The sequence below is a fragment of the Chitinophaga pendula genome, from assembly GCF_020386615.1.
GTDB lineage: Bacteria > Bacteroidota > Bacteroidia > Chitinophagales > Chitinophagaceae > Chitinophaga > Chitinophaga pendula.
The window spans coordinates 1,405,830-1,421,519 of record NZ_CP077769.1 but is presented as its reverse complement, the minus strand read 5'-3'; the positions used below and the strand labels follow the sequence as shown (position 1 = coordinate 1,421,519).

Annotated in this window: 6 protein-coding genes; 4 read left to right on the top strand and 2 right to left on the bottom strand. The window is 42.5% G+C overall.

Going from position 1 to position 15,690, the window contains the following annotated elements; all coding sequences use genetic code 11:
- Positions 1-42: 42 nt before the first annotated feature.
- Positions 43-7,113 (bottom strand): non-ribosomal peptide synthetase, encoded by a 7,071-nt coding sequence (locus KTO58_RS05815; protein WP_225860079.1) that lies wholly within the window; start codon positions 7,111-7,113, stop codon positions 43-45.
- A gap of 74 nt (positions 7,114-7,187) precedes the next feature.
- Positions 7,188-7,721: a transcription termination/antitermination protein NusG gene (nusG, locus tag KTO58_RS05810; protein WP_095840295.1), complete on the bottom strand. Its 534-nt coding sequence runs from the start codon at positions 7,719-7,721 to the stop codon at positions 7,188-7,190.
- Between the two features lie 1,082 nt (positions 7,722-8,803).
- On the opposite strand from nusG, the gene KTO58_RS05805 reads away from it, so the two are divergent.
- The 4 genes from KTO58_RS05805 to KTO58_RS05790 all read left to right on the top strand — a co-directional run bounded on the left by KTO58_RS05805 (position 8,804) and on the right by KTO58_RS05790 (position 15,677).
- Positions 8,804-9,367, top strand: coding sequence for an RNA polymerase sigma factor (locus KTO58_RS05805; RefSeq protein ID WP_157753162.1), 564 nt, complete (start codon positions 8,804-8,806; stop codon positions 9,365-9,367).
- A 75-nt stretch (positions 9,368-9,442) separates the two neighbouring features.
- A complete protein-coding gene (locus KTO58_RS05800) occupies positions 9,443-10,405 on the top strand; it encodes a FecR family protein (protein ID WP_095840297.1) in 963 nt (320 codons plus the stop codon).
- A gap of 139 nt (positions 10,406-10,544) precedes the next feature.
- On the top strand, positions 10,545-13,880 hold the full coding sequence (locus KTO58_RS05795; protein ID WP_198315010.1) for a TonB-dependent receptor: 3,336 nt from the start codon (positions 10,545-10,547) through the stop codon (positions 13,878-13,880).
- A gap of 9 nt (positions 13,881-13,889) precedes the next feature.
- On the top strand, positions 13,890-15,677 hold the full coding sequence (locus tag KTO58_RS05790; protein WP_095840299.1) for a hypothetical protein: 1,788 nt from the start codon (positions 13,890-13,892) through the stop codon (positions 15,675-15,677).
- The last annotated feature ends 13 nt before the right edge of the window (positions 15,678-15,690 follow it).

Below are 15,690 nucleotides of genomic sequence, written 5' to 3'. Positions count from 1 at the left end.
TCAAACCGGACCCTGCACCGGTTTATTCAGATAGCTCTATCATTATGATATCAGTATACGTTTCATGATCTTACTTAAGATCGGAAGATGTTCTGTATTTAATATTTCTGTATGTATTGCATTAATATCGAAAGAAGAAAACAGTCCATTTGAGTATTCTTTCCACGTTGACATATTCGTTTTGATCAAAGGATTATTTCCCTGTATAGCGAAGATATCTGCATTCACCATACCTGTAATAGTATGACTGGCGTGTACATCTGAGTTGTGTTTATACATTGCTTCCAGATGTCTGGTTTCTTCTACGGTAAATGTCTGATTCAGCCATGACAACTCCGACAGGAATCCTTCCTGCATCACATCCGATTTATTTAAATAGACGCGGCCTTCTTCAGGAATCTCTACATTTTTATCCATAAGTATCAAGGTCACCGTATATCCATTCGCTTCCAGTAATTTGGTCATCTCAAAGCTAATCCAAGCTCCTATTGAATAGCCAAGCAGGAAAAGTGGTTTTTCTTTTACCTGTATATTCATTATTTCCGAGGCGAGAAGCTGTGCAATACCAGGTAAGTTCTGTGGAAAATCCTGTTCCATAAAGAAACCCGGATAGAAAAGTCCGAAGCTATTCGCCTGATGTTGTATTGCATTTGCCAATGGTAAATAAGCAGTAGCCGATCCCAGGATGGCAGGTACGCAGAATAAAGAGGGCAGATCGGCATCACCGTCTGACAATTTTACTAATAGTTTTACATCCGCTCGGTTTTTCTCTTTTAATCTTCCATCAATGAGATGGCCCAACGACCTAATATTGGGATAGGTAAAGACATCCCGGAAACTGATAGCCGCATCTAAGTCCTGGTAAGTTGCATTGATCAGTTGCATTACTTTGATAGAATGTCCTCCCAGCTCAAAAAAGTTGTCGTTTACTCCTACTTGTATCCCTTTACCAAAAATACGTTGCCATATCTCAGTTAAAATCTTTTCGGTTCTGGTAGCGGGCAGGTCATTCGGATCCAATCTTTTAGTTATCAAGGCGGGTACGGGCAAGCTTTTCCGATCGATCTTTCCACTTGTAGTCAGTTCGAATGCTGTTATCTTTTCCAGATAAAAAGGTATCATATAATAAGGTAACCGCTGCGCCAGGAGATGCTTCATAGACTCCTCACTAATTTCACCTGTGTACCAACCAGCTAAATAGGCGCTCCCATTTTCATCTTTATGTGCTACCACCACTGCCTGAGAAACCTGTTCGACCTGCATCATATTCTTTTCTATCTCCTCCAGCTCAATCCTGAAACCCCGTATTTTCACCTGATTGTCCTGTCTGCCGACAAATACCAATTGCCCTTCGCCATTCCAATACCCCCAATCTCCTGTCCTATACATTTTTTGGCCGGGGTACCAGGGATCTGCAATAAATTTTTCCTGTGTGCGAATATGATCATTCAGGTATCCGATCGCGACACCATCCCCACCTATATAGATCTCTCCTTTACAGCCATAGGGCATTAATTGTTGACGCGAATCCAGTATATAGATACGGGTATTAGCGATGGGTTTACCTATGGGAATAGGCGCATCTTTCTCTTCCACTTCCGTAAATGAGGCTACTACCGTTGCTTCTGTAGGTCCATAGCAATTATAGAGCTTCCAGTTTCCGCTTCCAACCTTTTTCAACTGCTCACCCCCTGTAAATATGGTAAGTCCGTCTCCGAAGACCTGCTGATCTGCAAGGAGTTCGTATGCTGCGGTGGGAAGGAACATGTGCGATATCTTATGTTCCCGCAAGAAGTCTCTCATCAGATCTTCGCGTTGCTGCACCTCAAGTGGTAGTACATACAAACCAGCGCCTTTCAACAGGTATGGCCATATTTCCCATATACTGGCATCGAAGCCGGTCCCAGCATACACCGTCGCTCTACTCTCACCTATAATCCCGAACTCCTGCTGATGCCAGGCACATAAATTCATAAGTGACTGATGCGCTACTTTTACTCCTTTGGGCTGACCACTTGAGCCTGAGGTGAATATCACATAGGCAGCCTCTTTCAAACGATTCGCTGCTGGCAAATTCTCCTCATTCGTAGATGTATTTTGCAATATCTCGCTTATATTCAATGTAATTGCTCCTTCTGCCAGCGTTCCTTTCCAACCATTGACGAGCATACATCTGGCCCCGGATTGCACCAGGATGTCATTGATCCGGCTATCCGGATTAGCCGGGTCCACCGGTAGGAAGACCATTCCTGCTTTTAAGACTGACAGCACTGCCGCAATAAACTCAAAAGACCGTTCTATACAAACGACAACCATTTCCTGCTCACCGTTCACTGATTTGTCTTTTAAATACCAGGCAATTTTATTCGCAGCCCTGTTTAACTGATCGTATGTATAATGATGTCCGTTTGCATACACCGCAATATTACCAGGTGTTGCTTGTGTCTGTATTTCAAACCAGGTACTTACAGCTTCATAAGTATTATATGGCAGTAAATTTCCCTTTGCCACTTGTGACAACCGGCTTTGTTCTTCCTCTCCAATAAGGGGAAGGCTCCCTATTGGCTCTTCCGGAGCAGATAAGATCCGAGTCGTCAATTCTATATAATGACGCAATAGCGCAGTGATCCGCTCCTCGCTATATAACGCTGAGTTATAGATGATACTGAGTGCCAGCCCTTTGCTATTCTCATAAAAGCTAAAATTGAGATCAAATTTGCTGGTGTTCTTACCGAATCTTATGATCCTTAATTCTTCATTTCCTTCATTTTCTTCAAATGGAACATCATTTTCTTCGTGTGTCTGTATATCTACAATAATATCGAAGAGTGGATTTTTATCAGCGGCCCATTCTTTTCCAAGTGCCTCCACCAATGCATCGAACGGGTAATCCTGGTATTGAAAAGCTCCTAATATAGTCTCTTTTACTTTCCCCAGAATCTCCAGGAAGCCAGCTGTGTCGGCCTGAAATGCTGTTCTAAGTACAAGTGTGTTAACATAAAGCCCTATCTTATCTTCCAATTCCAGCTTATCCCGGCCGTTTCCTACCGTACCCAATAGTATATCAGACTGTTCGGTGTAGCGATAAAGGAGCACCTTCAGAATGCTTACTAACCCCATAAACAACGTTGCTCCGTTGTTACGGCAAAGAACACTTAGTTTCTCTCTCAGGTATGCAGGAAATATGGCAATCAGCGACTCTCCATCAAATGTCCTGATACCTGTTCTTAACTTATCCTGCGGAAATTCTGATACCGGCAACTCGCCGGTAAGCTGGGATAGCCAATAATCCCTGGCGGCATCCAGCTGCCTACTTTTCATCTTTTCCTGTTGCCAGCGGGCAAAATCCCTATACTGGAATGATAGTGGTGGAATTACCGGTTCCTTTCCTTTACTAAAGGCTTCATAGAAAGACAATAACTCTCGCTTAAATATGTCCATAGACCAACCATCGATCAGGATGTGATGTACGACTACGATTAGTAAATCTCCCTGGTTAGTAGTACGTAACAAAGTACATCTCAGCAGTGGACCGGAGGAAAGGTCCTGATCTATTGCAGATCTTTGCCTGATCTTTTCACCTAACTCATCAATTGTAAGATTCTCCTGCCGCAGATCAACGATCGTTAACCAATCTGTAAAATCACTCCAGTTATGCACCCTTTGTTTAGGTTGTCCCTGTATTAATTGTATAGTAGTACGAAGTATTTCGTGGCGGTTTACTAGGAATTCTAATGCCTGCTGCAAGGCAGCCACTTCGACATTTTCCAGCCCGTATACACTTGTAACATTGTAGACATGCCCGGTTTTACCAAATTGGTCTACCAACCATAACCGGCGTTGGGTAAGGGAAACATCATAATACTCAGCTGCTGCAGTTTTGGTAATTGCTTTATCCTTTTGTGTTCCTTTTCGTTTATCGATTTCAGCTGCCAATGTCGCTACGGTTGGATAACTAAAAATATCCTTGAGCATCAGCTCGACTTCCAGCCCTTTATAAACACGTGTAATTACCTGCATAGCTTTCAGCGAGTGGCCTCCTATTTCCAGGAAGTTATCCTCGACACCCACCTGTTTTTTACCCAACACCTCTTTCCATATATCTGCTAATGCTATTTCTGTATCGGATACTGGTAACAATATCGACGATTCGGGAATTATTTCTTCCGGCATATCCTCATCCGGCAGCTTCCGGCGATCCACCTTACCATTTGCATTCAATGGCAGCCTATCCATATATACAAACCGGGAGGGGATCATGTAGTCCGGCAGCTTTTCCTTCAATCTTGCTTTCAATTCACTTTCCTTTATCAGATTGCCGGAATAATAAGCAACCAGGAAGTCACCTATTATTTTGTTTTTGCAAACTTTCACACAACACTCGGCCACTCCCTCCTGGGCGGCTATATTAAATTCGATCTCTCCCAATTCTATCCGGAAACCTCGTAATTTTATCTGATTATCCTTCCGACCGATGAACATGACCCGTCCATCTTCCCTCCTATATCCCTGGTCTCCTGTCAGTAACAACCGCTCTCCGTCTATGTATGGATGTGCTATAAATCTCTCCCCAGTTCTTTGTTCATCGTACAGATATCCTTTGGCAACCCCATCTCCACTGATTGCAATTTCACCAGCCACGCCCAACGGCATCAACTGGCGCCGACTGTCCAGGATCAGGATCCCTGTATTATGTACAGGTTTGCCGATAGAGGGCACGTCTTCTTCCGGCAGTACTACCTCATAAGTAGAATCTACGGTAGTTTCAGTAAGTCCATACACATTGATCAACCTGCTTCCTTTCGGGAATACGGTGTAATATCTTTGTACCAATCCTTTCTTTAGCGCTTCTCCACCAATCAGCGTGGTCAAGACGGGCAGTTCTCCCTTTATTGCTGCCAATGCCTCTAGTACTACTTCCAGGTATCCGGGTGTACAGTCCAGTACGGCTACTTGCTGTGTGACTATGCTGCGTGCATAGGCATGAGGATCTTTCCTTTCTTCATCAGAGATAATTATCAGTTTACTTCCATAAATCAAAGGAGGGAATAGTTGCTGCACAGAAGCGTCAAAGCTAATAGGTGCTGTGAGCATACAGTTCCGCGGCTGTCCGTCTGCATATATCAACTCTTTCAGCCATTCACTGAAGTTAATCACGGATCGATGTGTGATCATTACTCCCTTTGGCAAACCTGTAGAGCCAGATGTATAAATTACGTAAGCCAGGTCCTCAGCACTTGACAGATGCGATGCCGGCGCCGGTTCAAGTTCATTCAGCAGGGTTATCAGATCTGTGTTAATACTTATCTGGCTGGCAGTTGCACTGGCTGGCCAACGCGCTGGCTTATCCGTAAGTACTCTTTCGATTTTCGCATTCTCCAGCATGTATTTTATCCTATCCTCCGGGTACTCCGGATCAATCGGCAAATAGGCTGCGCCACATTTTAATATCCCGAGAATGCTAATCATCATCCAAGGTGATCGTGCCTGCATAATGCCGACAATAGCTCCTGGTATCACCTCTTCCTTTGTGATAAGATAGGTTGCCAGCCGCCCCGTAATATCATCCAGTTGCTTATAGGTATAGGTCTTTTCTCCCATCTGCAAAGCGATGCGATCGGGATTCTTCCTTACCTGTTGCTGAAAGAGACCTATGATGGTTGCTTCTTTGTCAAAAGGATACGATGTGTTGTTCAGTCCATCAATCAGAAGATGCTTCTCTGTAAGTTCCAGGTACGGTACTACTGCCACAGGCATATCTGGTGCTTGTACCAAAGCATTTGCCAGGTTAATAAAATGCCTGGTGAACCGATTCATCCAAGCGGCAGGATATATAGTACTGTTATATTCTATGGCGAGTGTCAATCCTTCTTTAGATTCCGTAAACACAAAACTCATATCCTGTTTGCTAATTCCTCCTTCCTGTATATCAATGTGTCCTTCTTTGGTATCATTTGCAATGATCCTATCCCGGGTCATAGGTTCCTGTACAATATAGTTCACCATTATATCAAATACCGGATTCCTGCTCATGTCCCTTACACCTCCCAGCTCGTTCACCAACAGGTCAAATGGATATTCCTGATGAGTTTGGGCATTAAAGACGATATCTTTTACCTGCTCTAATATTTCTACAAAGCTGTTATTGGCAAGTATGCGGGAGCGTAACGCGAGTGTGTTTACATAAAATCCTATCTGATTTTCCAGATCCAATTGGTTTCTTCCGGCGACTACTATACCAAGCACCTGGTCTTCTTGTTCAGAATAGCGATACAATAGTATTTTGATAATGCTCATTACGCCTATGAATAGGGAAGCTTTCCGTTGCTGACAGAATGTAAAAAGGTTTAAGCGGAGTTCTTCCGGCAACAGCACATGCACTGAGGAACCCTCATAGTTTCTTTTGAGAGGTCTGGTCACTTCGGCACATAACTGTAAAGAGGGAAGTGTACCCGCGAGATGTTCGAGCCAATAAGTACGGCTTTTATTCAATTCTCCGCTTTCTATCCGTTTCTTTTGACCTACGGCATGGTCCTTATACTGCATCGGAAGTGGGGGGATGTTTACATCCCCAGTTGCCGAGATCATTTCATAAAACGTATTAAATTCTTCTTCCATCAGCTGCATAGAATAACCATCACATATAATATGATGCAGGGTTACCAGGAAGAGATACTCAGTATTTGTGATCCTCAGTAATTTTGCCCTTACGAGTGGTCCACGTGCCAGGTCAAACGGCGCCTGGGCCATTTCCGTTGTAATTCTTTCTACTACTTCTTTAACGTCAATGCATGTACGTAAATCTTCATATACTAACCAAGGTGCAAAGTCTTCTACCGGATGAATAAATTGTCTGGGCTCTCCTTCTACCTGTTCGATCGTCGTTCTGAATGATTCATGCCGGTGTACCAATGCCATAAATGCCATTTCCAATACATGCTCATCAATATTTTCCATCCTGTAGCTAAAGGGCATATGATATACATATCCCATATCTTCGAACTGTTCCTGCAACCATAAACGACGTTGAGCATAGGAGACGTCATACATCTGCAATCCTTTTGCCAGTCCGGCTATGCGCACCGGCATTATTTCATTTACGACGGTATTCATTCTGATATTTATACTATTAATAAATGTATGGGGATATTATCCTGATCCTGTCAGGGTTAAAAAGTTGATAGTTCTTAACTGCAAGCTGGTAATGACATAACAGTATCGGTCAATAGATTGGCGGCATCAGCAGATATAAGGATACATCTGTTCATTAACCTTACTCTTACTAGGTATTTATCTTTACTATTGTAATTGATTACTTCGCAAGCAAGGCCAGCTAATGGACCTTCCTTTATAACGAGCTGCTCGCCCGGCAGAAACTGTTCTGTGGATACTTCCAGCTGTTCGCCACTGGCGACAGTCAGGCGAATATTTTCAACCACCTGGTCCTGTACACGGGCGATGTCCCTTCCAATTTTCACATAGTTCAATACACCATCCAAATCTAGTCCGCTATAATATTGCTGCATCTCTTCCAGATATATGAAGAGATAAGAGGGGAATAAGGGCGTGTCAATGATTTTGCACTTGTTGCCAATTGCCCGAAGCGATCTTATCAATGGGAGATAGCAACGGATTTGCAATTCATTCAGGTTCGCTGCAACTTTTTTTTCGTGGGAAGGTCTGGTATATAAAACATACCACCCTGGGGAAAATCGCGCCATATTCTAAACGATTATAGGATAAACAAAAGATAGCGACCGCTGTAGCTTCAGTCAGCAATTTTATTAGGTGACAGTAATTATGGTCAACACTGATGGGTATGAAACAACGTTGGGTTAACCCAATAGTGTCTTCATGTACCAGCTTTATACATAACGATGATTCAAAACATAGCTACCGCTACGGGCTGCAAAAAAGTACAGCCTCAACGGATAGTATTTTAGAAAAAAGCAATCTCACTATGACAAACTTCTCAACGTTATTGGAATCTTTGATCAGGGGCAACGGCCCTGAACGACTCTAAATTTAAAGCCATACTCTCCTTTGTACAGGATTTTCTGATAAATAGTGCTCTATTAATTCTGATAAATATATAGTTCTAATAATTATATGGCATAGCTATCCAATACTGTTGGATTTGGAATTTATAATTTTGTGCTAAAAAATTCACCTTTCAGATTTTACAATTTGTACTATATATTATCCCCGTAAAATCTGGTAAAATATCTCATAAACATTAATAGGAACAGTTCTTTCCACCCCCTATCCTTGTTAAACTATACGCTATAGCTGGATATGGTGATTAACATAAGTCATAGATTAAATTTTTAGTCGAATAACAATTAATTTAATTATGGCAAGGAATTAATTTTGGCTTCGGTTTATTTGTTTCAGTGTGATAGGGATTAATATAACAAAAAAAATTTGCTTACGACAGCAATATTACTTTGCTTTTGTAGAACTCACAAATTAACGGGTTACGCGGGTAATCATTCATTTGTCTCATTTGCTTGTTCTTTTGGGTATATCTCTAAGTCTAGCACTGAAGGTGATACAAATATGAAGTTAATTTCTTAAAAAGTCAATACCTCGATAAAAAAATGCGATGTCATCTCAGTTAAGTTTGTTTAAACTCATTCAATGGCAGGCGTCAAAAACTAGCTAAGACATTCGGAAACATGTCATGACCCAACTCATCTTTTGAAAACGCAATAGCTTTCGTTGCATCACCAGATAAATGACTTCCAATAAGGGAATTAACTTTTCCTTAATATCCGGATGTTACATTTGTGTTTCGTATATCATGAATCAACTTCCCGACAACGAATTACTGATATTACTTAAGAGCGATGATAATCGCGCGTATGAGGAATTATTCCATCGTTACTGGAAGGAGACATTTACGCTCGCTCATCGCAAATGTGGGAATGAGCAAGAGGCACTTGATATCGTTCAGAATATATTTTTCCAATTATGGGAAAACCGTAAGCACTTATCTATTACCGGGTCATTTGCAGCATGGCTGTATACTGTAGTAAAATATAAAGTTATCGACTGGTACCGCAGCACACAAACAAGAGAAGTACAAAAAAAAGCCTTATATCAGCAACTTGTTGCGCAATCAGCTGCAGTTGTCAAAGAAAATACCATTATTCATTACCGTGAACTTAGCAGTGACTGGGAAACGGCCGTCAATAATCTTCCCGAGCGTATGAGAGAAGTATACCTCATGCGTTATCAGGTACATCTTTCCATTGGTGACATCGCTCAACAATTATCCCTAACTCCTCAAAGTGTAAAAAATCATTTACAGAAAGCCAAAGTACGCTTACGCAAAATGCTTTCACACCACCTACCCATTTTTTAGCATCCACTTTCGATAACAATTTGGTAATATACCGACAGGGGTACTTTCGTCCGTCTTATACGAGATATAAGTAGTATGAGCGAACAGCAATTTGTCAACGAACTGTTACACAGGTACCTAACGGGAGAATGCACACCAGCGGAACAGCAAATCATTCAACAATGGTATGATCAACTGGATCTTACTGCACATGATCCACAGGTGCAAAACAAGGACCTTACGGAAACGGCCTTCCAGCGATTGCGTAACCAACTGCCTTCATTACCGAAGGATGCAACTGCCAAACGACTACCGATAATTCGACGCAGGTATATCCGTTGGATTGCCGCAGCTGTAATTATTGGCTTATCCGTCGTTTATCTATTGCCGCACCTTCAGACCAGCAAAAAAGCTGCGCCAACAACCATATCTATCGTTAATACTGACAGCCGGCAACTAAAACACATTCAACTTCCTGATGGCTCCTCGGTGTGGTTAAACAGGCTTTCCAGGTTGGAATGGGCAACGAGTACAGATGACACGGTACGACTGGTCAAATTATCCGGTGAGGCATTGTTCAATATCAAGCCTTACGCAGATAAACCATTTGTTGTTCAGGCAGGCCCTACCCGTACACTTGTGCTCGGTACTGAATTTAATGTTGAAGCATATACAGGAGAGCAGGAAATTAAGGTGGCATTATTAAGTGGTAAGGTGCAGTTATCAACAGCAGGAGATATATCCCAGACCATTTTACAGCCAGGGAAACTAGCTACCTGGTCGGTGAAAAATAAATCTTATAAGATAAGTACACTTCCTGATGACGTAAGCACATGGACTAAAGGATATACTGTATTTAACGAAGTGCCTTTGACATCTGCCATCAACCGATTGGCGAAACGATATAATTGGAAAGTCGTATGGCATCGTAAGAACAAGCCCGATATTCCGGTTTCTGCGATTTTCAGTAAGGAAACACCTACGCAAATGCTGCAAGGGATAGCATTTACCTATCATCTTACACTTACTATACAAGGGGACACTGTCTTTATTAAATAAAAAAGGAGCTGCGGGAACAGCTCCAGGGAAAAAAGTCAAAAAAATGCAGATCAAAAGTAAAAAGATTTGGGATCAATCCCAAAAAAGGCGGAGCCATGCCTTATTCAGACAAGCCTTGACCATATGTTTTTGTTGGTTGATGTTGATTTCAACAGCGGGAATCGCTCAGTCATACAACCTTTCCGAAAAGGTCACCTTATCCGTTACACATACCAACATTGCTGATGTATTGGAAGTACTCGACAAACAAACCAACTTTTCATTTACCTATTCCAAAACCACATTAAGAAAGATTGCCGTAGGGAATATCAGCTGGCAATATTTATCCCTTCAGCAGGCGCTGGAAGAATTAAAAAACAGGTATCAACTCAATTATTTGCCAATTGGAGGCACCATTTCTTTCAGTATTGCTGAAAAGCAAACGCTCCCGGTGCATTCTGAAACAAAAGGAGGCACCATCAAGGGACGCATCGTCGATTTTGAAACCTCCCAACCGCTACCAGGTGCGTCCGTTCAGTTGGAAGGCACCGTCAAGGGTACTGTTACTGATACAAGGGGATATTATGAGTTCAGGGATCTCCCTATAGGAAAGTATAACTTACTGATCTCTTATATTGGCTATCTGCGTAATAGTATTCTTGCAATGGCTGAAGAAGGCAAGAGTAATACTTATGATATAAAAATGACAGCAGGTAAGTCTCTTGATGCCGTAATCATCAAAGCGGGATCCAGAAGAGTATCGCCTGTGACCTTCTCTACTGACCGAGAGATCATTAGCGAAATACGTGGTGCAAATGCGGTGGTATCTGGTATTTCAAACGAGCAGATCAATAAGATGGCAGATCGGAATGCAGCTGAAATTGTAAAACGTATCCCAGGTATTACTGTTGCAGATGATCGCTTTATCGTAATACGGGGAATGAATCCCCGCTATAATCAAACCTACTTGAATGGTGCATTGGCTCCGAGTACGGAGTTATATACACATGCCTTTGCACTGGATTTGTTACCCACTCCGATCATAGATCGCATTCTCATCTTTAAGTCACCTACGCCAGATGTTTACGGAGATGTCACCGGAGGCTCAGTAAAAATATTTACAAAAAATGCCCAGCCTGTCAGACATTTTGATATCGGTATACAAACAGGTATAAGAACGGGGACTACATTCAAAGAAGGGAATACTTATCAGGGAGGACACCTGGACTGGTTAGGATTTGATGACGGTACACGAACCGCTCCCTCGCGCCTACTCCCAGGATTTGCAGCCAACTATGGGAAAGCCCCTGTCGCCCAAGTAAAGATGCTGCAGGCCTTCTCTCCGGACATTCAAAACGGCCGAAAAATGATGAGTCCTGATATCCAGGGGTTCATTAACTATTTCGACAACGTTAGGGTAAGTGCTCATGCTCGCCTGTACAACTTTACAATGGTTAATTACACCCGTGAAAATCGTATTCAGCAAGTATACCGTCAGACCGGCAATCTTTATTCTATGAGTTTTGCTGGTATGACGCAAGATGCCAACAGGATCACACATGCGGATCAGTCTATGGAAAAGGGACGGTTGAATATTATGGAGAATTTGTTACTCAAGCTGAATGAACATCATTCTATTGAGTTAAAAAATTTCTTCCTCAATGAAGGGAATAAAAATACATCCGTCTCCATTTCACAGTATAACCAGCTCCCAAAACAGGATAGCGCCCAACAGATACGCAGCAAAGATATATTGGAAAATTTTGAACAGCGAACATTGTATTCCGGGAACCTGAGAGGTATACACCAGGTGGGTACAAACCGCCGGCACCATGTAGCATGGAACCTCGGATACAATTATTACAGACAGCTTATCCCCGATCAGCGTAATATCCGATTCTTTGGACAGAACGGATTTTTTAATGCTGCAGGCAGTAATATGACCTCTTACCGTGATGTATTCTTAGGAATGATGAATCGCAGTTTTATTACCAACAATGAAAAAAACTATCAGGGAGCACTTGATTATACCTACACTATTACTCCTCTTCTAAAGATCAAAGCAGGCGCTTATGGTCTATTTAAGAACAGGGAAGTAGAGCGCAGGTTCTTTCAAGTAAACCGAGCAGGACTCGATGGTGTAAATCTTGCCGGATTCGAATTTGCGCCTCCCGGCATCCATGATAACTACGGATGGAGCGATCCTAACCTGATACAGTTTAAGGAAGAAGAGATGAACAGAGTATGGTCTGCCGGCTACTTCCCTGCAAACGGGAAGGGGCTTGCGATTTACAATGATAGCCAACCAACAGATAGTTATGTTGCGGATGAGCGCAACCTTGCTTTTTATGCTATGGGTGATTGGCAGCTGTTGAACAAGCGCCTGAACATTATTGGAGGACTACGTGTTGAACATGACCGGCAACGCCTGTCTGTCGCTATCGTACAAAACGGCGCCTTTATTCCATTGTTGTTGGAAAAGCCATTAAATGTATGGTTACCCTCTGTCAATGCGACGTATTCTTTCGCTGATTCGACCATGCTTTTCAGAGCCGGATATGGAAAAACAGTGAACCGCCCTGAGTTCCGCGAAATTTCACCTTTCTCCGATTACGACTTTCTTAATGATCTGACAATACGTGGGAATCCCAATTTGCTTACAGCACGAATTGACAACTATGATCTGCGGTGGGAATGGTATCCCAAAGCACATCCGGGAGAGATCATCAACGCAGGTGTATTTTATAAATATCTGACACATCCTATTGAGCAAATACGGGATGACCAATCTGGAGCAGTATCATTTCTGCCCACTAATATTAGTTACTGGAATGCGGATAAAGCTGTGGTTTATGGTATAGAGGCAGAAGTACGTAAAAGTCTGTCCTTTATCCCGGGTAACGTCTTTCGTAACCTATCCATTATGCTCAATGGTGCATTGATCAGAAGTCGGGCATCCAAAGCTCCAGTAGGCGACAGTGCCCAACAAGGTTTCTATAGTGCATTTAAAAACAGGCAGCTACAGGGGCAGGCCCCATATGTTCTTAACACAGGACTTTTTTATGAAAATCCCGGATGGGGGTTAAAATTTTCACTGACTTATAATATTTCAGGTCCAACGATCAATGCAGTATCCAAAGTGTCTACTAAGGAAGGTCATGGTGACGCGGAGACCGGGCCTAATGGTAATCCAACTGCCCAAGCCTTTATCCGTCCCAATTTATTGGAATTGCCCAGGCACCAGTTAGACCTTTCTATCAGCCAAAGGCTGTTTAAGTCTATGAATGTAAGACTCAATATTCAAAATTTATTAGATCAGGCGGTACGAATAGTAGAAGATCAGGACTATGACAACAAGTATACTGCCGAAAAGAATACCGGCTATATGCCTGGCGCTTATCCTGGTGTCAGCGGGCCACTTTATAAAGGAGATAATATCTTCAGGCGCTTCAATACTGGCCGATATATGGCACTTTCATTCACCTACGCTTTTTAACAAAATATCATGAACCGGTTATTATATCTATTACTTTTCGCCATTTTCTGCATAACTGCCTGTCGAAAGGTAGAGAAGAACTATGACTTTCTCCAATCTGTTTATTCTGTAATTACTTCTGCCGTTTTATACAAGGAGGATGGATCCTTTCTAATTTATGGATACAATGGTACCGACAAAGCCTTTGTTCCCGGCGACACCCTCACTATCGCGGGGATACTTGGCGGTCCGAACGGAAAACGTGTTGTAAAGATAGGAGACAGCATCGTACCCGTATTCGGTCAACAACACCTACGGTTAAGAAATACCAGCACAAAAGATACCTTATGGACGAATATTGACTACATGAAAGTAAAAATTACTAAGGGACTTCAAACGGGGAACAATGTGCCGGTGATAATTAATGTAAATGGTATAGATATCAGCGCTCCAGGCATCCGGATCCAACAGTTCTCCGACATACCAGGAGCTACAGATACCACCCTCATAGTAGATAAAGTAGGTGAATGGTTCCCGGCGGACATCGATAGTTACGCCGGTGCGCCATTATGGATAGATGGTACTGTCACCAATGCCGGCAATGTATGGTTCTATAACCAGCAGGGGGGTATATTCAAAATGAGTCGTAGTGTTACACAAAAGTTCCTGCCTAAAGGTGCTCGTATCACACCAGTCAACGGTAGCCCATTTACAATACAAGGTATCGTAGGTTTTACCATTGACCTGGATGAAACGCTGATCTACTTTTCTGCTTCAACAACGGAAGACTCTCCTGATAATAAACTGTATTATATTACCCGACTTTGTAAAATGGATCCCATTTCGGGGGCGATAGCAGTATTGAACCGGTCGACCTATATGAAAACCGCTGCGCAATACCCAAGGGATAAGGACCTGAAAACACCCTTATATAATCCGTCGGTCAACTATTTACCAGCGGAAGGGAACTTGAGTACGGTCAAACTGACGCTGGGAAAAATGGCCATATTACCGGACGGAAGCCTGATAGGTACTAATCTAAGTTATCTAACCAGGATAACGCCTAAAAGCCCTTTGGCAGATGATCCCAGGTTTCCCATGTTTAAAAAACCTGAATACTATGCAGCAAGAGATTCCCTCCTGGCAATGTATTGGTATCAGGATGGTAATATTTCCAGTGGTACGAACAATTTTGTCCGCATCCGCAACGGAGTACTGAAATCACTGGCCAGACCCAATCCGGACATACCTGTACCTGGTCCCGCTATATTCTATTATACTGGTCAACAGTTTAGTGCGGATGGGAAATCTCTGTATGAGATGAATACAACACAAGGGCAGTTGAATGTAATCTCGATCGAAGACTTTGAAAGTGATACGAGGGGAAAACCGGGCTATGATTTCAGTTTTTCGTCTGTAGATAGCAGTAGCGCTACCGGGCGACACGAACCTAATATCACGCTACAGCAAGCGAACTTTTTGAATTTCTATGTACTATCTAATGGTAATGCCATTTTTTTCCCAGGAGGATACGGTTATCCAGGCAGATCTATGCTAGGCATCAATTTCACGAAGAAGAATGCTTATACCTATGCAGGCACAGAGATCGGATTAACCAGTGGAGATGTTCCCAATCAGAATAAAACAACAGGACCTGCCAAATGGGTCAACTTTGATCCTATCCGAAGAGGCCTGGCAGGAAAAAACACTTTTATTGGCACTGATAGAAGGAATAACCTGTATTTCATTAGTACCAGCGAGAATATCAACACAGGTATGCCGCTACCGTTAGAAATATATACCATCAGAAAACCTTAAAATAATTTATAGT

What these genes read in the sequence shown, in the direction of transcription:
- KTO58_RS05815 (WP_225860079.1), bottom strand. Translation starts at nt 7,113, where the DNA reads ATGAATACCGTCGTAAATGAAATAATGCCGGTGCGCATAGCCGGACTG.
- nusG (WP_095840295.1), bottom strand. Translation starts at nt 7,721, where the DNA reads ATGGCGCGATTTTCCCCAGGGTGGTATGTTTTATATACCAGACCTTCC.
- KTO58_RS05805 (WP_157753162.1), top strand. Translation starts at nt 8,804, where the DNA reads ATGAATCAACTTCCCGACAACGAATTACTGATATTACTTAAGAGCGAT.
- KTO58_RS05800 (WP_095840297.1), top strand. Translation starts at nt 9,443, where the DNA reads ATGAGCGAACAGCAATTTGTCAACGAACTGTTACACAGGTACCTAACG.
- KTO58_RS05795 (WP_198315010.1), top strand. Translation starts at nt 10,545, where the DNA reads ATGTTGATTTCAACAGCGGGAATCGCTCAGTCATACAACCTTTCCGAA.
- KTO58_RS05790 (WP_095840299.1), top strand. Translation starts at nt 13,890, where the DNA reads ATGAACCGGTTATTATATCTATTACTTTTCGCCATTTTCTGCATAACT.